Below are 18389 nucleotides of genomic sequence, written 5' to 3'. Positions count from 1 at the left end.
GATCGCCTCTGGAATCTGGGTTATTTTGTTGTTATGGAGGTGAAGCTGTGTCAGATTGGTTAATTTAGCGATCGCCTCTGGAATCTGGGTTATTTGGTTGAAACTGAGGTCAAGCAGCGTCAAATTAGTTAATTTAGCGATCGCCTCTGGAATCTGGGTTATTCGGTTGCCACTGAGGTCAAGCAGCGTCAGATTGGTTAATTTAGCGATCGCCTCTGGAATCCGTGTTATTCGGTTGCCACTGAGGTGAAGCTGCGTCAGATTGGTTAATTTAGCGATCGCCTCTGGAATCCGTGTTATTCGGTTGTAACTGAGGTGAAGCTGCGTCAGATTGGTTAATTTAGCGATCGCCTCTGGAATCTGGGTTATTTGGTTGAAACTGAGGTGAAGCTGCGTCAGATTGATTAATTTAGCGATCGCCTCTGGAATCTGGGTTATTTGGTTGGAATTGAGGTGAAGCTGCGTCAGATTGGTTAATTTAGCGATCGCATTCGGTATTTCAGTTAGCTCTACTCGAATTAAGATAAGTTCCTCTAAATGTAGTATTTGCGTTACCACATCGGGAATACTCTCTAAAGGATTGCCACTAATATCCAACTTACGCAAATTAGGCAAACCCAATAGTTCGGGTGGAAGCGTTTTTAAATTGTTGCCTGAAACCTTTTGGAGATAGCGGCCTCCTACGTCTTCATAACCTTCAACCTTCTTTCCCAAAATCAAAGACTCAAGCTGCTTCAACTTACCAATTTCTACAGGTAACTCAGTCAACTCTTGCCCCGACAAGTCTAACTCTTGCCAACCCTCAGCCACCGCACGATCTATCAGTACCAATAACTCATCCTGCGTCATAATTCCAAGGAGAAGGGTAAAAGGAAAGAAGATTGATGAAGATTATCTTAACTGATTAGGGAAAAATGCTAGACCATCATTATTTTGGCGATCTGTCAGTTCGCTGTTTGGGATATTGTGGATTTAGGCGTAGGCGTAGCCCGCACTTCTCTACGAGACGCTGCGCGAACGGCTGCGCTCAGTGACCGTCGTAGACATCGCGCCTTGAGATGATGGGAAAAGCGATCTCAAAACATAATAGCTATCATTACTAATGCTCTATAACCAATCCATCCACATAATCAAAATCTGAATCATCGGTAACAAGCACCCAAGCATGTTCCAGACAGTGCGCTGCAATCCAAACATCATTCATAGGAATTGGTCGCCTTTTGCGCTTCAAACCCAAACGAGTCTTGACAAAGCTAAATTGTTGCAATCATGGCGATACCTGCGGTGGTCACTGAGCTTTGTCGAAGTGCTGGCTACGCTTACGCATTTGTTAATTTGGCGATCGCATTTGCTGATTTGGCGATCGCATTTGTTGATTTGGCGAACTCATTTGTTGATTTGGCGATCGCATTTGTTGATTTGGCGTTCGCATTTGCTGATTTGGCGTTCGCATTTGCTGATTTGGCGAACTCATTTGTTGATTTGGCGAACTCATTTGTTGATTTGGCGATCGCATTTGCTGATTTGGCGATCGCATTTGCTGATTTGGCGAACGCATTTGTTGATTTGGCGAACTCATTTGTTGATTTGGCGAAAGCATTTGCTGATTTGGCGAAAGCATTTGCTGATTTGGCGAACTCATTTGTTATTTCGGAGTACTCATTTGTTATTTCGGAGTACTCATTTGTTATTTCGGAGTACGCATTTGTTATTTCGGAGTACTCATTTGTTATTTCGGAGTACGCATTTGTTATTTTTGAGTAAAGCAAACGCTCCCTTTACCAAGGCTACGGTGTATACACAAGTCTGAAATAGCTGATTAACCAAGCTTTTACCCCACCCTAATCCTCCCCGTATGTATTGGCTACGGTGTACACACAAGTCTTTAAGAGTTGCCCCATAAGCTTTTGATCCCCCCAACCCCCCTTAAAAAGGGGGGCAAAAAGCTCTCAAAGTCCCCCTTTTTAAGGGGGATTTAGGGGGATCGATACACATTTTGCACCCAGCAAAAAGATGTGTGTACACCGTAGCCCAATAAACGGGGGGATTAAGGGCGGTAATTCGACATCAAGTTTTAACCATAATCACTGTACAATTACTCTTGCGAGAAATATTCTCGGCAATATTTCCTTGAATCGCTTGTTGCAGTAGACTTTCACGGCTAGCTCCCAGGACAATCACATCACTGTTGTCAAGTTTTGCACAATTAAGAACAGCATCAGAAACAGAATTGGCACGAACTGGAGTAGCCATCACTTTACCGCTAACTCGGCGTTGCAGAAAGCGAACAGATTTATCTAATAATGTTGTGTCAGGAATCGAGTTAGTCGGCTGGAAAACCTGACATAGCTTGATTTCGGGTGATGTACTTAAAGAAGCAAGAGCTGGTAATAACTTAATTGCTTGGCTGGAGTTAGGGCCGCCTGCCATTGGTAACAACCAACGGTCAAAGGATCTTTTATCATCTAATTTAGCCAAGATAACATCACAACCTGCCTGTCGAATTATGGTATCCACCACTCGGCTAAAAACTCTACCAGGAGTTGATGTAGTTCCTTTCCATCCCATCAGCACCAAGTCAATGTGTCGTTCTTTGACAGTCTCTAAAATTGCCCCAGCAACATTATGGGCAACTCGGATCTGGGTGTGAACGGGAATCCGCGAATTCTCTCCTAAAAGTATTGCCCGTTGAAAAAGTTGAAGACTTTTGCTGATTTGTACTGGTGTTTCCGATGGGATGCGGCTTGACGAAACGATAATCACTTGTAAGCATTCTATTTCGTAATTGCGATCTTTGGCGATCGCAACTGCCATTTCCAATAAAGTCTCGGCTGTCTGAGGATGTGAAAGTGGTACTAGTAACCGTCCTTTACCTGTAGCCGGAGCGCGAGTTTGGTAAACCACATAAGAAGGTGCTGATTTACGTTCTATTTGTTCGCTATTACCACTCAGTTGCTCTGCTTCTACACGGATAATATCACTACGAGTAATAATTCCTATGAGCTTGCGATTTTCTGTAACGGGTAAGCAGCTGAGATGATAACGATTGAGTATATGCAGTACATGAGCCAGCGTAGCTGTGGGAGTTACTGTCACCGGCTCTGGTGTCATAATCTCGCTAATAGTTGTATCTTTGCCTAATTGTTCTGAAGCAATATTAACTAAATCTTTTTGAGTGACAATACCAACAACTTTACCATTCTCTAAAACTGGGAAGTTGCGATGGTGAGAGTTGGAAAATGCCTGTACTGCTTCATCAGTACTCATTTGGCTAGAGAGAGTTTCCACTCGCCGTTGCATCACATCTACGGCACTCAGTTGCGCTAGAAGTCCCTCTGTGCTAGGCTCCTTGGTGATGTGAATCCCTTTCCACTCTAGTAGAAGATCGTAGAGCGATCGATGGTCAATTTTTTCTGCTACTAAATAGGCAACCACAGAGGCAATCATTAGCGGTAGCACCAGATTGAAATCTGTTGTCATCTCAAATACAATGACAACTGCTGTAATTGGTACTTTAGAGACGGCGCTAAAAAAGGCAGCCATGCCGACATGAGCATAGACTGTTGCAGCACTCATTCCCAGTAAACTGTGTTCGACAGCACCAACTAAGTAACCAAGGGCAGCTCCCAAGGCTAAGGTGGGAACTAGTAAACCCCCTGGCGCTCCAGAGCCGTAGGTAAAAATAATTAGCGTAAACTGAACTAAAAAAGCGATCGCTGCAAATGACCAATTAGTATTACCCGCAAGCAAAATTTCTCTCAGCCCAGCATGATCGCGAAAGGCAGCAGGTAAAAAGGCGATCGCCAAACCACTCACTAACCCAGCAATTCCAATTCGCCAGGATAAACTCAACCTTACCAAGCGGCGATTAATTGCTAGACTCTCAAGAATACCTTTATTAAATAGAATGCCTAAAAGTCCCGCCAGCACTCCCAAAATCAAGTAGAAAGGGATTTCCTGAGCGAAGAAAGTTGTATCGGGAAGACCTAAATTTAGATGATTCAGATCGAGGTTGTGACTACCATAGAGCCGAGAGATGACTGAAGCGATGAAAGAAGCCAAAATCGCAGTACCAAGAGTGATACCTGACACATCTTGCAGTAATTCTTCCACTACAAAAAGCACACCTGCGATCGGTGCATTAAAAGCCGCAGCTAATCCCGCCCCGGCTCCGGCGGCGATCAGTTGGCGACGATGCTCTGGTGAAGTCGGCGCCCAGTTACTAAGTTGATTTGCCAAGGCTGCCCCAATTTGGACAGTCGGTCCTTCCCGTCCCAAAGGCATTCCCGAACCCAACACTAATGTCGCGCCAATCAACTTCACCAAAGCAATCCGCAGATTTAACGGCATCGGCACGCGAGCCAATACGGCTTTGACTTCAGACATCCCACTACCTGATGCTTCCGGTGCAAAGCGCTCTACTAGCCAACCAGCTAAAAGTCCCCCTACTAGTCCAATACCTGGTAGCACCAAGTAGGCAGACCAATGGTAAGAAAGATGCACTCGCAATGCGCCTGCCCAATCCACTGCCTGTCCTAAAAGAACAGCCGCTAACCCAGAAACTAGACCAATCAGGCAAGCTTCCACGAAAGCCAAGCGCCTGGGTTGAACCAACTGACGAGAAAGCCTCAACCAGAGAATTTTACCCCTGGCTAACATATTTTTAGCAATCACTTGTCATCAATGAAGGTATATAAATGTCTGAAATGTCTTACCGTTCACCCTATTCATAGCTTTTCGTAAAAAAATGAAATCAGAATGAAATCTTTCTATGCCTAAAGATAGATATGTGCAATAGGGGTACAGTTATTTATAATATTTGACACTTAGAATTATTAAAGAACTATTCTCGCTTCAAAACTGGGTAAAGTCTTTGGGGTTTACGTTAGGATTTACGCATAAAGATTGCCTAGAAAAATTGAGCGCAAATTGACTATTAACGCTGCCAATCATACATTAATCGTCCATGCCGATCGCGCACAAGTTCCCATTCTCCATGACGATATCGTTGTCCGTGATAACGTATAGAGCGATAGCGCCGTCTATAATAATGTCGTTGATTCCGCTGGCGTTGATAATAATATCTTCCAGTTCGCTGCCGTCTATGATAACGTCGTCGATTACGTCTGTGAGCTAACAAAAACTCTTCACTTTGCTCTCCAACTAAATTTGTCTGTGCGTCAAGACTCTGTTCGTTAAGAACATTATTTAGAGTGTTCTCTTTGGCTTCAACCAAAGTAGGTGGATACATGAAGGCTAATAACAGGAACGCAATTGAGGATAGCTTTTTGAAACGGTTCACGTCTTTGCTTTTCCTAAACTATTGGTAATCATTTTATTTAATACTTAAGTTTAGTAATTATATAGTTCAAAATTCACAAACTTGAGGAACGCAAATGTAATTAAAAGTACATCTCTAGGACTCTGATTTTATTTCTGAAAACATACTGAGACTGAAAAGCCCGTTCGATCGGGGTTTTATCTGAAATTTTGTTCAAAAATCAGATATGAGTTCTATAGCAGTTCCCATTCAGATGACGTACAACGTTATATCGCTTGTTATAGTTGCTTTAGCATTATTAGTAAAAAGTTTAAGTTTTATAAGCAATGGCATACATTCCAAAGAATGCAGAGTGGTATATCGCTGAATTGGTGATCGAGTGTAAAGTTGAAGGAAATCCACACAATGTTGTTCATGTAAATATTGTTCTTGTCCGTGCTTCTTCACCAGAAGAGGCTTTTGAGAAAGCCGAAGAACTTGGTTATCAAGAGAACAGCACATATCTCAATCCCAAAAATCAAACCGTAACTTTTACTTATAGAGGCTTACGGCATCTCGATGTGATTCATGATGAATTAGAACATGGTGCTGAACTGATGTTTGAAGAAAAAATTGGTATATGTGAAAGCGAGTTACAACAAATGCTGACTCCAAAATCTCAGTTAGCTATTTTTCGTCCGTTAAAACCAATAGATCCATCTAAGCCAGACTATAGCAGTAAAGAAATTATGGATGAAGTCGCAAAAATGATGAGTGGCGATGGTATTATTGAATGACTTTAAATACTTTAGCCCAACAGTGCATTCGCTATCCTAAACCTTTACAGAGCTAAGGTCATAAATACGCTGTTCGGGTCATCAATGTAGTTAGCAAAAGAGCCTTGGTACTCGAACCTATGCCGTATGTACAAGGCTCGTGCTGGGGCGAACTCTGGAATTGCTCCTGTTTCCAAATACGGCTTCTTTTATAATGTGTTCAAGAAGCCATAGTTAATTAGTTTTTTTGCAGATTGCTAATTGTAATAAATATTTCATCATCAGCGATCTGGCTATTATAATCAATGTTAATTTGAGTTGGATAACCAAGTACTGGATCGTATTCTACAGTCAAGTTTGCTGCTTTACGAATGAGCGCATCCCTAATGATATTAAAGAGTTTAGGAATTGTATTATATTTTTCAAACAATTCTGCCTCAGCTGGCTTTTGAGTTGCTTTATAAGTAATAGAACTTGTGACTCGATTACGCACTTTAATAATCACTGGTTCTGTGGCTTTAGGTAAACAATTGCAACTTCTAGTGAATTCATAGCGATAGTTAGAGATTCTTTGCCGTTTCCATAATCGATAATTAATCTTAAATTGTTCTAAGGTTAAACTACTAGGCGCGGGCGTTTTAGCTACCTGTATAGGAGGAGGTTGAGATATTACAGGTGTACTAAAACCTAAAGATGCCACTAAAACAGCACTAATTGCAATTGGTAAGCGCATATAAATTTATTCTTAACTCCAACTGCTCACTTTAACGTAGCTTCAAGATGATTGCCAAAATATTGAAATTATTTGTGACACTCAAAGCTGTTATGGGGATTTTCAGCTTTATATCATGTCCGTATAATTAGTTATGATTTCCACAGTCATTGCACCCCACCCCCAGCCCCTCCCCGCCTGCGAGGAGGGGAGACAAAGCATAGCTTTGGCGGGGTGGGGTTCTTCAGGTTTAATAAGTAATCTAGCGGACATGATATTATTGGCGATCGCAATGCGGATAATCTGCTTGAAGGCTGCTTCGGGGAATAAACTATCGCCCACACCGAACATTCTAAAACTTTATCCATTTATCTCCTGTTAAGTCTTTCCTGCGGAACGCTGCACTAACCACTATGACGAGAGTCCTTTGACTCCATTAAGATAGATTCAAGTTCCCAGGAGCAATATCTCCTGAACATGGGTTTAGATTTTGGAAAAACCCTTTGTTCTTCACATCGGGTTATCAGCTGTATATGTTTTCTGAAGTTAAAAAATGTCTCATGTTAGCCGTACCTTTGGCAGCGGCACAACTGGCTCAATCTGCAACTGGTTTTGTTGATACGGTAATGATGGGCTGGTTGGGAAGTCAAACCATTGCATCTGGAGGTTTGGGAACTATTATCTTTACTTTTTCTCTGTTGATTTTTGCTGGTATCGTTTCTGCTGTCAGTCCCTTAGCTGCCCAAGCATACGGAGCCGGAAATAGAGAAAAAGTTGGCATAATTGTCCGGCTTGGACTAGGGATATCTCTGCTGCTAGGAATACCAATTACATTGCTGCTTTACAATGGAGGTGCTTTACTACTTTTACTAGGACAGGATGCTAAGACAGTAGCACTAGCAGAGATTTATTTAAGGGCGATCGCACTGGGTTTTATTCCTGGTTTGGGCTTTGCAGTACTTAAAAGCTTTCTTTCTGCTCTGTTGCAACCGCAATTAGTGATAGTGACTGTGGTTTTGGGTACTCTGCTCAACATCACAGCTAACTATGTGCTGATGTTTGGCAAACTGGGATTCCCCGCGCTGGGTTTAGCTGGTATCGGTTGGGCAAGCACGCTTTCACTTTGGAGTATGTTTGTGGCTTTGGCAGTTTATATATTTAATCAGCCTCGTTTTGCAGTTTACGGTATTTTTCGATCTACCTCTCACGAAGCCTTTCCTCTAGAACATCGCCGGATAGTTGGCGAGATTTTTCAGGTTGGATTGCCCATCGGGGGTCTGATTATGGTCGAAGCCGGACTGTTCACTGTTGTCACTTTGTTGATCGGACAATTGGGAACAAATGCCCTCGCTGCCCATCAAATTGCTTTACAAACAATTTCGATATCATTCCAGATGGCACTAGGCATTTCTCTAGCGACAACAGTTCGTGTTGGACAGTTAGCCGGACAGAATGACCTAGTTGGCACTCGTCTAGCTGGATATGTAGGCATTGCCATTGCAGCTTTAGTTATGGGTGTAGTAGGCATTGCATTTTGGCTAATACCAAAGTCGATTATTTCTCTTTATATTGACATCAACAATCAGAACAATGCAGATGTGGTTGCCCTCGCGGTGAAATTGCTAGCAGTCGCGGCAATTTTTCAAATAGTTGACGGTGTGCAAGTTACTGCCGCAGGAGCATTACGCGGACTCAAAGACACTCAAATCCCGATGTTGATTGGCATTTTTGCTTATTGGTGTGTTGGTTTATTCACTGGTTATACATTTGGGATCTCGTTGGGATCTGGAGCTATTGGTCTTTGGTGGGGATTGGCTATTGGTTTAGCGATCGCTGCAATAATCCTAACTTGGCGATTTAGTACCAGGAAAACTCATAATTGATAAACACAGATAAAGCTAAAGGGAAAAGTCCTCAAGCAACGAAATTATAGTGACTTAGGTTGAATGGAAAAACAAATCTCAGGTAACGGATTAACTAAATTTCAAGTACTGATTATGGCGATCGCATCTGGGGTGTGTGTTGCTAACGTTTATTATAATCAGCCAATTCTCAAAGATATTGCATCTTCTTTTCAAGTTAGTGAAGGTGAAGCGGGTAGCATATCTGTGCTTTCGCAAGTTGGTTACGGTTTTGGGCTTTTCTTTTTAATCCCCTTGGGCGATAAAATCAACAAAAAAACATTAATTCTTTCCTTGCTTCTATGTTTGTTTTGTTTGTTGATAGCCATGACGTTTTCCCAAAATATCGTCCAGGTTTGGATCTTGAGCGTAGCAATTGGAATTACAACAGTCTCCGCTCAGGTTATTCTTCCCTTAGCAGCAAGTATAGATAGAGTAACTACAGGTCAAACTGTAGGCAGTATTTTTACTGGTATATTGATTGGAGTTTTAGGAGCAAGGGTTTTTAGTGGATATATTGCTGAATCCTTTGGTTGGCGTTATGTATATGGATTTTCAGGAGTAATGATTTTAATTGTTACTGTCTTGCTCAAGATTTACTTGCCTAATGTAAATAATGAATATAGCGGTGATTATTTTGATTTATTAAAATCAACGCTTCAACAATTAAAACGTTTTTCCTTATTGAGAGAAGCATCTTTAATTGGAGGATTAATGTTTGGTGTCTTTTGCTCATTTTGGACAACCTTGACTTTCCATTTAAGCGGAGCGCCTTTTAATTTTCAATCTGACACAATTGGGATGTATGGCTTTGTGGCGATCGCAGGTGCATTAATGGCACCAATTTTTGGTAAATTAGCCGATCGAGGTAATTCCCAACGTTCCTTAACTATTTCTGTATCTCTGGTGATTGCAAGTTTAGTAATTGCTAAAATTGCTTCTAATTCAGCCCTGGCGATCGCTGTTGCTGTATTGTTACTAGATGTAGGCGTACAGGCAATTCAAGTCACCAATGTCGCCAGGATATACACTCTTGATGCTCAATCAAACAGTCGCATCAACACAGTTTACATGACTACCTATTTTATCGGTGGTGCTATAGGTACTAGCATTGGTCTATTATGCTGGAATCTTGGTGGCTGGAATTTGGTGACTTGGCAGATGTTAGTTTTTACTTTGATTGGATTTATTGTTATAGTCAGACCCAAAACCACTACGGCAAGCAGAAATAATAAATAATCATGGCAATGCTATACCGCGATTCAACACTAACATTTCATCTTTAGCATTGCTCTATGCTGACAACGTAGATTACTGAGTCTCCTTGTTTTATCTTCACCACTTTACAGTGTCAACAAAGGTTGTGATTTTAGTCTACATAATCTGTTGGTATTTGCGAATCGGCAGTGTTATTTGAAGCTATTGGGCGACTACCATCTATCTCTAGGGTATCCTGAACTTGAAAGTTACTCTTGGCGATCGGACGTTGACCATCTATGTCAAGAATTTCCTCAACCTCTAAATCACTAGGGTCAATTGGACGCTGACCATCTACACGTAGCATCTCATGTTCTTCAAAATTACTATTAGCGATCGGGCGTTGACCATCTATATCAATTGTTTGATCGCTATGATTTTTATCTTTTACAATTGGGCGTTGACCATCTATATCAATTGTTTCCTTAATCTCAATGTCACTTGGGTCAACTGGACGCTGACCATCTATATTAATTGTTTTAGTTGACTCTTGAGGTTTATTAGATAATGAATTTATATTAGTCTCATCCACTTTTGTATCTCGACTTAAATCATTTTTATTACTCTCAGCTTTGTTTTTATTGTCCATGTTTTTATCGTTTATCGGTAATTTAAAGGGACTAAGTTGGGGTAAACAGCATGAAAATTTCTTTATCTACTAAGTTACTGAAGTAGAATCAAAAAATCCTCTACCACAGCACATAATATATCTCTGACTTTAGAGTGATTTTCATCTTTCAAAAAATACTTAATTATATTGTTAGAGGAATGTGAGATTTTCTAACGCAGCCAAATCCGGTGACAGTAGCACTGATTGTAAGTCCACTACTGTTTGCGTAGCGTCTCTGTTTTACACAAACTTCTAAATATTTTTATGCAAGTCGTCTAGCTTCATTTTCATCCCAAATCAATGTCGGTGCTGCAACAAGCAAGGAAACTTCTTCTTGTAATCTAAGTGTAATAATAGGGTTTTTAGTAACAATAGCTGTTAATAAGTGACCATGAAACTACTTGTATTTACTTGCATATTTTGGTAAGTAGTTATAACAAAATATACACAAATTTTATAAAATATATTGACAAAGTATTTTTATTCTGCCAAAACATTTATATCAACAATCAGCTATTAGCAATCATTACGTCATCTTCTAACTAAAGGGAGAATGCATACCGCATTTTCACTTGATTTTATACTGCTTAGTCTTATTTGCTAAGTATTATCTCTGGCTTCATTCCTTTACAAATGAGACTATATGAGCATTCGCTTGTTCCATATTCCTTTAAGGAAAATAATTCGCTTTTCTATGCTCGCTCTAGCTACGACGACTGTAGCACTTACAACCGTTGAACCTAGCCGCAGCGCTACATCTGGGTATCAATGGAATCAAGTCTCCATAGGGGGAGGAGGCTATGTTACCAATATTTATCTGCATCCTTTAGAGAAGAATTTAGCTTACATTAGAACCGATATAGGTGGCTTCTATCGTTGGAATTCGCTAGAGAAGAGATGGATTCCATTAATAGATCGCTTTGGTTCTGATAAAAGTAACTACTATGGCGGAGAAGGATTAGCGCTTGACCCTAGCAATCCAAATATTGTCTATATCGCAGCAGGCAAATATACTAAGGCTGGCTTAGGAACAATCTTCAAATCGACCAATAAAGGTCAAACCTGGAACAAACTGAACATAGATTTGCCAATGGGTGGCAACGAAACTAAGCGATGGACGGGGGAAAGGCTGGGAGTTAATCCATTTAATATTAATATCATCTTCTTTGGTTCGCGTTTGGATGGGCTATGGAAGTCAGTGAATGCTGGTCAAACATGGAAGAAAGTAAGTTCTTTCTCTGGAAAACCGAATGCATCCATTGGTATTACAGGAATTTTGTTTAGCAAAAAGAATGCTGGCTTGGTTTATGCAAATGCCTATGGAGACGGGATATATAAGTCTACCGATACAGGTGTTACCTGGAGCAGAATAGCCGGAAGCCCATCACAAGCAAATCGAATGGCGCTTAATAGCAATGGAGTACTCTATGTAACGCACACTTCAGGAGTTAGCAAATATGCAAATGGGGCTTGGAGCAATATTACGCCGACTAACATTAAAACTATTTCATTTAATGGGCTTTCTGTAGATCCCAATAACTCTAATCACGTTTTAGTTACTTATGACCAATACCATGAAAGTACTAATTACTCTAGAGTCTTTCAATCTACGAATGGTGGTGCTACATGGCAACAGAAAAGCCATTCATTGAATCCTCAAGTACCTTGGTGGCCAAACTGGTATTTTGCTTCTGCGGCCTCAGCGATTGAATTTGACCCAAATATTGCTGGCAAAGTTTGGTTAACAGACTGGTTCGGAATCTGGCAGACAGACAATATCAATGCTAACAAGCCTATGTGGTCTAACTATGAAAAAGGACATGAGGAAACAGTTGCTTTTGAACTTATCTCACCTCCAAAAGGCTCACTATTGTTAAGCGGTGTGGCTGATGTAGAAGGCTTTAACCATGGCCAAAAATTAGATACTTACCCATCTACTCAATTGGGTGGTAGTAACGGCCCTTGGTATCAAGAAACATACAGCATTGCCTACAGTGAAAAAGATCCCTTACGCATGGTACGCGTTGGCGGACATCGAGGGTTCAATACCTTTACAGGAGGAACTTCCACAGATGGCGGACATACCTGGAAAAACTTTTCCTCCTTTCCGCAGAATACTATGCCACTACGGATAGCTATGTCTGCAAGTAATCCAAATTTGTTTGTAGCGATCGCCAGCGAGAAACAACCTATACGTACAACTAACGGTGGAGCTACTTGGAGTGGAGTATCAGGTTTACCCAACGGGCCCAAGGGGCCGTGGTACTGGGGTCAACCATTAGCATCAGACAAAGTAAATGGCAATATTTTTTACTACTATAACGCTGGCAAAGTCTACCGCAGTAAGGATGGAGCTGCATACTTCAGTGTTGTCAACTCAACACTTCCTAGCGAAAATTGGTCTATGCTCAAAACAGTTCCGGGGGTGAGTAACGAAGTTTGGATAAGTCTCGATTCTAATGGGCTTTATCGTTCAACAGACGGTGGTGCGAAGTTTGCCAAAATAGCTAATGTGGAGAAAGCTAATTTATTTGCTTTTGGCAAGCCACAAACAGGAAGTAAAATTCCAGCACTATATTTATATGGCAGAGTCATTGGTATGGGAAAAGGAATTTTCCGTTCTTTGGATCGAGGGCAAACATGGACAAACATCTCTAATCCTCTAAATCCCATCGGCGATGTCCCGAACGTGATGGAAGCTAGCAGACAGCAATTCGGGCTAGTCTTCATTGGCACCGACGGTAAAGGAATCTACTATGGAAAACCAAATTAATCTAGAGACGTTGCATTCCCTACAGAATTGGATGTCACTACCTAGTCTGGATTTATCACTTGTGATAAATCCAAGGGGTGTGGGAGGTGTGGGAGGTGTGGGAGGATGGGGAAGAAGTCTTACCCCCCACACTCCCCACACTCCCCACACTCCTCTTCCCCTGAAGCCTACACTATGCGTGAGAAATCCGGGCTGGGTATCGCTGTTGTCGCAAGAAGTTATAAGTTTAAGATAACGTAGAGGCTTTGGCTTGCCGCAGGCTACCGCAAAGGAAGAGAAATGAGAAGAGAAGAGTTTGATGTGGGTGAGTATGTCGATCTGATGGGGTTGTTGTTGGATTTAGAGATTGGAGATGAGTATCGTGATGGTGTGGTGGCAAATTTTGAGAGAATTAGGGCGATCGCTAATCTGGTAAATTCTTTCCCTTTACCAGAGGAAATTGAAGTTGCACCAGTTTTTGAACCATAATTGCTTCAAGAATAGCTATCTTGATGTTTTAGTGAAGCAAAAACTATTGCTGACTGCTATTACTCAAAAAGCTAAACGCGCTATCTCTTAATATTTCAGCATGAATTTTGATTCAGCCGATGCCATAACAATATCAACTGCTGTACGCGAAGGTAAAGTTAGCGCAGTGGAAGTTACGAAAGCTGCGTTAGCACGAATAGCAACGCGAAATCATCTATTCAACTGTTTTACGACTATAACTGCTGAGACAGCTTTAACAGATGCAGCACTGATTGATAGGGAAATTGCCCAAGGCAATCATCCTGGAGTGCTTGCTGGTGTGCCTTTTGCGGTGAAAAATCTCTTTGATATCGCTGGTTTTACGACTCTAGCGGGATCGAAAATCAATGCAGTAAACCCAGAAGCTACTCAAGATGCAACCGCAGTAGCGAAGTTGAAGCAAGCGGGTGCTGTTTTGCTTGGTGCTTTGAATATGGATGAGTATGCTTATGGGTTTGTAACAGAAAATTCCCATTACGGTGCTACTCACAACCCCCATGATTTACAGCGAGTTGCTGGTGGTTCATCGGGTGGTTCGGCGGCGGCGGTTGCGGCTGGGTTAGTACCGCTGACGCTGGGTTCTGATACTAATGGTTCAATTCGCGTTCCGGCGGCGTTGTGCGGCGTTTTTGGTTTCAAGCCAACTTATGGAAGGTTATCTCGTGCTGGAGTAGCTTTATTTTCTAGCAGTTTTGACCACATTGGCCCTTTTGCGCGTTCGGTGCAGGATATCGCGATGGTGTTTGATGTACTTCAGGGAGAAGACGATCGCGATCCCATTTGTACAAAGCGTCCACCTGAATTATGTTTACCACAACTCAAACAAGATATTTCTGATATTAGAATTGCGTTGACGAAGTCCGCCGTTGGCGCAGCCTCTCGTAGAGAAGGCATCGCAGCTGATTATTTTACCAAAGGTGCAGAATCGGCAGCTTTAGCAGCAGTCCAAAAAGTAGCTGATGCAATAGAAGTCACTGAATACGTAATCATACCAGAAGCAGACCGCGCCCGTGCAGCAGCCTTTGTGATTACAGCTAGCGAGGGTGCAAATCTGCATTTGGATAAGTTGCGATCGCATCCTGAAGATTTTGATTTCGCTACACGCGATCGCTTTTTGGCTGGGGCATTAATTCCTAGTAGCTGGTATCTGCAAGCACAACGGTTTAGAAGATGGTATCGCGATCGCGTTCGGGAAGTCTTTCAAAATGTCGATGTCATTCTTGCCCCAACGACACCAATTTCTGCACCATTAATTGGTCAACAAACTATGATTTTGGATGGCGAAGAAATTCTTGTCCGTCCTCATTTAGGGCTATTTACTCAACCATTCTCTTTTATTGGTTTACCCGTTTTATCAGTACCAATCCAGTGCCCAAATGCATTACCGTTAGGTGTGCAATTGATTGCAGCACCATATAATGAAGCGTTAATTTTACGGGTTGCAGCTGCGTTAGAGGCAAAGGGTGTAGTTTCAGCCCCAGTAATTTTAAATGCTCTTAACTCAGAGGCTGTTTGAAAAATCTAATTTATTACACAAAGACGCGATAAATCCATCAGAAAGACGCGATAAATCGCCGTCTCTACAATAGTCTTTCGTCTTGACGGCGATTTATCGCGTCTCTTGGCTTAACCAAACTTCACGTGGGAATAATATTATACTTCATCAAAAGCAGCTGGATAAACAACCTTGCCTTTATACTGCTTTTGATAGTTTTGTAGTGGTTTCGCCATGAAAAATTCCTCTGGTACTGGAAAAGGAGACTCGATTTCATAAACAACAGAAGGCTGAAAACCAAAGCGAGTATAGAAGTGGGGATGACCTAGTACAATTACTATGGCTTCTTTCTTTGCTTCTGCTATTTCTAACCCTGCTTTCATTAATGCGCTGCCAATTCCTTGTCTTTGAAACTGTGGACTAACTGCTAAAGGCGCTAAACCAAGTACCTGTAGTGTTTCTTCATCCACTAGATCGATGTAGCTAAATAAAATATGACCGACTACAAAATTTTCAACCTCTGCAACTAGAGAAAGTTCTGCAATATAACGGTCAGAATAACGAATTTTCTCTACAAGTTTAGCTTCGTTTTCCTGCCCAAAGGCTAATGTATTCACCTCAGCTATTGCTGTGTAGTCTGACAAAGTTTCACAACGAATATTCATATTGATTACGTAGCAAGAATTTAATGGTTGTTTAGTACATTTGCACGATGGAGTTCAGTTTAAGTTTTAGCCATCATTGAAAATAATTGTTTTGTTTTCACGCACCACTTATCCTGATTAGACCCCCAAAAAGACTTAGTATCAGACATCCTCTAACTTAATTGATTGCGAAACTTGCTAAGACTAATAGTTAATAACACAACAGCAATACTAAGCAATGCCAGAATATGCATCCATAACACTTCTAAACCAACCCCTTTAAGTAAAATCCCTCGAATAATGGCAATGTAATGACGTAAGGGATTCAGTAGAGATAGGACTTGAAACAAAGGGGGCATGGCTTCGATAGGGGCAAGCACCCCAGAAGTCTGCAATATCGGCATATTGACGAAAAATGACATCAATACCACCTGTTGTTGCGAACTAGAAAACATCGCCAACAGAATACCTATACTGATCCCAACCAGTAGATAGATAATTGACAGCCCAAAAAATAGTAGAAAATTTCCCCGCAACGGTAAACCAAAGACTAATTGTCCTAAAGTCAAAGCTAGCAGAATATCTCCCATGAGCAAAAACGCTAAAGGCAAAATTTTGCTTGCCACAATTTCCCAGTTTGCGGCTGGTGTCATAAGTAATTGCTCCAAAGTTCCGCTATCTTTCTCTCGCACAACAGCGACTGATGAAACTAGTGTTCCAACAAGCGTTAAGACTAAACCCATGACTCCCGGCACAAAATACCAGCTACTTATTAATCCCGGATTATACAAAAATACCACTTGGAGCGATACCGGAAAATTCAACTGGGTTTGCCCAAAGTTACGATTATAATTTTGAATAATCTGAGTCATGTAGCCACTAGCAATGCCTGCGGCGTTTGCATCCACTCCATCAATGAATACTTGAATCTCAGCTTCTTTTGTTGCCAGCTTTCTAGGAAACTCTGGTGGAATAATCACCCCTAGATTGAGTTTGCCTTCTTCTACTTGACGGCTCAAATCTTTCTCAGTTGTTGGTACAGATTCGATGGTAAAAATGCTATTAGAGGTCATTGCCTGAACAAGTTCCCGACTAGCACCTACATTCGCATAATCAATAACACCCAATTTCAAATTATGTACATCGGGATTAAGTGCAAATCCATAAAGTAATAATTGCATCGTTGGTGGTATAATCAAAAAAATAATTAACTGTTTATCTCGCAAAATTTGATTAATTTCTTTGCGAAGTAATGCCCAAAACGAACTATTAAATAGTCGTGATAAAAACATATTGGTTAGTAGCTGCAACAGCTAAGAATAATACAATTTAATAAGGTAATTGCATCCTACCTAAAGCACGACGGGTTATATCAAAAAACACCAATCCAAAAACCATTAGTACGACTAAATCAAACCAAACTCCTGCCCATCCAGTACCCCTGACAAATGCATCACGAGTAATATCTATAAAATAGCGGGCGGGAACTATATTAGGCATAAGTGATATGGGAAAGGGAATGTTGCTAATAGGATAAATAAAACCAGACAGTAATAGAGAGGTAACAAAACCGATCACAGAGACACTTTGTACAGCAGCATTTTGGTTACTGCTTCGTACCCCAAATAGCAAACCAAATAAAACACTGTCTGTGAGAAAAAGGAGAGTTCCTATTACCAAGGTGATAGAATTGCCTACTAAGCTAACCTGGAAAATTAGCGAACCTAGACCCATGACTATGAATGCTTGAAGGATAGCTATCAGCAGGTAAGCCAGTCCTTTACCAAGTAACAGTTCAGTTGCACTGATACTAGAAGCGTAAAGTTGTAAGATAGTGCCTTTTTCCTTTTCTCTCACCATTGAGATCGCTGTCAGTAAAGACGGAAAAATCCATAAAACTACAGCGTAGACTCCCGGTACAATATACAGGGACTCTAACCGACCGGGGTTAAACCATAAACGAATTCGAGGTGTGACACTGTTATTAAATGTTATCAGTCCTTGCTCCTGCATAAAAAAATTCGTCACTCTCTGAATGCTGTTTTTTATGACACGAGCATTATTGACATCTGTAGCATCAATCAGCACTTGCACCGTAGTATTTCTACCAGCTTGCACATCTCGACTAAATTGAGGAGGGATAATGACTGCTGCCTTGGCAATGCCACGGTCGATCGCATCCCGCACTGGGTCGTTTCCCGACCATTGAGTAGGCATAAACTGATTGGTGGCGTATAGTCGCTCAATATAGCTATTGCTAATGTTTGTGCGGTTAAAATCTTGCACGATTAAGGGGATATTTTTACTTTCTAACCGGATTGCAAACCCAAAAATGAGTAACGTCATAAATGGCAATATAAATGCCAACCCTAATGTCAGACGATCGCGCTGAAACTGTACTAGTTCTTTGGTAAACTGAGCAAAAATCCGTTTCATAAATATAAATAAATATAA

Annotated in this window: 18 protein-coding genes; 7 read left to right on the top strand and 11 right to left on the bottom strand. The window is 41.3% G+C overall.

Annotation, left to right across the window (positions count from 1 at the left end; all coding sequences use genetic code 11):
- The 5 genes from V7K84_RS18030 to V7K84_RS18010 all read right to left on the bottom strand — a co-directional run.
- The coding region (locus V7K84_RS18030; RefSeq protein WP_334839992.1) for a leucine-rich repeat domain-containing protein at positions 1 to 849 on the bottom strand (849 nt) is incomplete at its 3' end.
- 250 nt (positions 850 to 1099) lie between these two features.
- Complete coding sequence (locus tag V7K84_RS18025; RefSeq protein WP_334839991.1) at positions 1100 to 1267, bottom strand: PIN domain-containing protein; 168 nt, start codon at positions 1265 to 1267, stop codon at positions 1100 to 1102.
- Between the two features lie 63 nt (positions 1268 to 1330).
- The gene (locus tag V7K84_RS18020; protein ID WP_334839989.1) at positions 1331 to 1642 is read right to left on the bottom strand and encodes a hypothetical protein; all 312 of its coding nucleotides are present in this window, start codon (positions 1640 to 1642) and stop codon (positions 1331 to 1333) included.
- 425 nt (positions 1643 to 2067) lie between these two features.
- Positions 2068 to 4659 (bottom strand): chloride channel protein, encoded by a 2592-nt coding sequence (locus V7K84_RS18015; RefSeq protein WP_334840006.1) that lies wholly within the window; start codon positions 4657 to 4659, stop codon positions 2068 to 2070.
- Between the two features lie 277 nt (positions 4660 to 4936).
- Positions 4937 to 5302: a hypothetical protein gene (locus V7K84_RS18010; RefSeq protein WP_334839988.1), complete on the bottom strand. Its 366-nt coding sequence runs from the start codon at positions 5300 to 5302 to the stop codon at positions 4937 to 4939.
- A 305-nt stretch (positions 5303 to 5607) separates the two neighbouring features.
- Here V7K84_RS18010 and V7K84_RS18005 point away from each other — a divergent pair, with 305 nt between their 5' ends.
- A complete protein-coding gene (locus tag V7K84_RS18005) occupies positions 5608 to 6057 on the top strand; it encodes a DUF4288 domain-containing protein (protein WP_334839987.1) in 450 nt (149 codons plus the stop codon).
- A gap of 217 nt (positions 6058 to 6274) precedes the next feature.
- Here the strand turns inward: V7K84_RS18005 and V7K84_RS18000 are convergent, their stop codons facing one another.
- Both V7K84_RS18000 and V7K84_RS17995 read right to left on the bottom strand, forming a co-directional pair.
- Positions 6275 to 6769, bottom strand: coding sequence for a DUF6174 domain-containing protein (locus V7K84_RS18000; RefSeq protein WP_334839986.1), 495 nt, complete (start codon positions 6767 to 6769; stop codon positions 6275 to 6277).
- A 108-nt stretch (positions 6770 to 6877) separates the two neighbouring features.
- Positions 6878 to 7099 carry a hypothetical protein gene (locus V7K84_RS17995; RefSeq protein ID WP_334839984.1) on the bottom strand — a complete coding sequence of 74 codons (222 nt, stop codon included), beginning with the start codon at positions 7097 to 7099 and terminating at the stop codon, positions 6878 to 6880.
- 209 nt (positions 7100 to 7308) lie between these two features.
- On the opposite strand from V7K84_RS17995, the gene V7K84_RS17990 reads away from it, so the two are divergent.
- Positions 7309 to 8631 (top strand): MATE family efflux transporter, encoded by a 1323-nt coding sequence (locus V7K84_RS17990; RefSeq protein ID WP_334839982.1) that lies wholly within the window; start codon positions 7309 to 7311, stop codon positions 8629 to 8631.
- Positions 8632 to 8694: 63 nt separating this feature from the next.
- Positions 8695 to 9888 carry an MFS transporter gene (locus V7K84_RS17985; RefSeq protein ID WP_334839980.1) on the top strand — a complete coding sequence of 398 codons (1194 nt, stop codon included), beginning with the start codon at positions 8695 to 8697 and terminating at the stop codon, positions 9886 to 9888.
- 130 nt (positions 9889 to 10018) lie between these two features.
- Here V7K84_RS17985 and V7K84_RS17980 read toward each other — a convergent pair whose 3' ends face one another.
- Complete coding sequence (locus tag V7K84_RS17980; RefSeq protein ID WP_334839978.1) at positions 10019 to 10495, bottom strand: hypothetical protein; 477 nt, start codon at positions 10493 to 10495, stop codon at positions 10019 to 10021.
- 664 nt (positions 10496 to 11159) lie between these two features.
- Between V7K84_RS17980 and V7K84_RS17975 the strand changes: the two genes are divergently transcribed.
- The 4 genes from V7K84_RS17975 to V7K84_RS17960 all read left to right on the top strand — a co-directional run bounded on the left by V7K84_RS17975 (position 11160) and on the right by V7K84_RS17960 (position 15312).
- Positions 11160 to 13289 carry a WD40/YVTN/BNR-like repeat-containing protein gene (locus V7K84_RS17975; RefSeq protein ID WP_334839977.1) on the top strand — a complete coding sequence of 710 codons (2130 nt, stop codon included), beginning with the start codon at positions 11160 to 11162 and terminating at the stop codon, positions 13287 to 13289.
- On the top strand, positions 13273 to 13524 hold the full coding sequence (locus tag V7K84_RS17970) for a hypothetical protein (RefSeq protein WP_334839976.1): 252 nt from the start codon (positions 13273 to 13275) through the stop codon (positions 13522 to 13524). Before V7K84_RS17975 ends, V7K84_RS17970 begins: the two co-directional genes overlap by 17 nt.
- Positions 13525 to 13568: 44 nt before the next feature.
- Positions 13569 to 13757, top strand: a complete 189-nt coding sequence (locus V7K84_RS17965; protein WP_334839974.1) for a DUF4089 domain-containing protein — start codon at positions 13569 to 13571, stop codon at positions 13755 to 13757.
- A 100-nt stretch (positions 13758 to 13857) separates the two neighbouring features.
- Complete coding sequence (locus V7K84_RS17960) at positions 13858 to 15312, top strand: AtzE family amidohydrolase (RefSeq protein WP_334839973.1); 1455 nt, start codon at positions 13858 to 13860, stop codon at positions 15310 to 15312.
- A gap of 137 nt (positions 15313 to 15449) precedes the next feature.
- Here V7K84_RS17960 and V7K84_RS17955 read toward each other — a convergent pair whose 3' ends face one another.
- The 3 genes from V7K84_RS17955 to V7K84_RS17945 form a co-directional block, all read right to left on the bottom strand.
- Complete coding sequence (locus V7K84_RS17955) at positions 15450 to 15956, bottom strand: GNAT family N-acetyltransferase (protein WP_334839971.1); 507 nt, start codon at positions 15954 to 15956, stop codon at positions 15450 to 15452.
- Between the two features lie 152 nt (positions 15957 to 16108).
- Complete coding sequence (locus V7K84_RS17950) at positions 16109 to 17227, bottom strand: ABC transporter permease (protein WP_334839970.1); 1119 nt, start codon at positions 17225 to 17227, stop codon at positions 16109 to 16111.
- 37 nt (positions 17228 to 17264) lie between these two features.
- The gene (locus tag V7K84_RS17945; protein WP_334839968.1) at positions 17265 to 18371 is read right to left on the bottom strand and encodes an ABC transporter permease; all 1107 of its coding nucleotides are present in this window, start codon (positions 18369 to 18371) and stop codon (positions 17265 to 17267) included.
- Positions 18372 to 18389: the final 18 nt, after the last annotated feature.

It is taken from the genome of Nostoc sp., assembly GCF_036917315.1.
Lineage (GTDB): Bacteria > Cyanobacteriota > Cyanobacteriia > Cyanobacteriales > Nostocaceae > Nostoc.
This window is presented reverse-complemented; position numbering and strand designations above follow the sequence as displayed.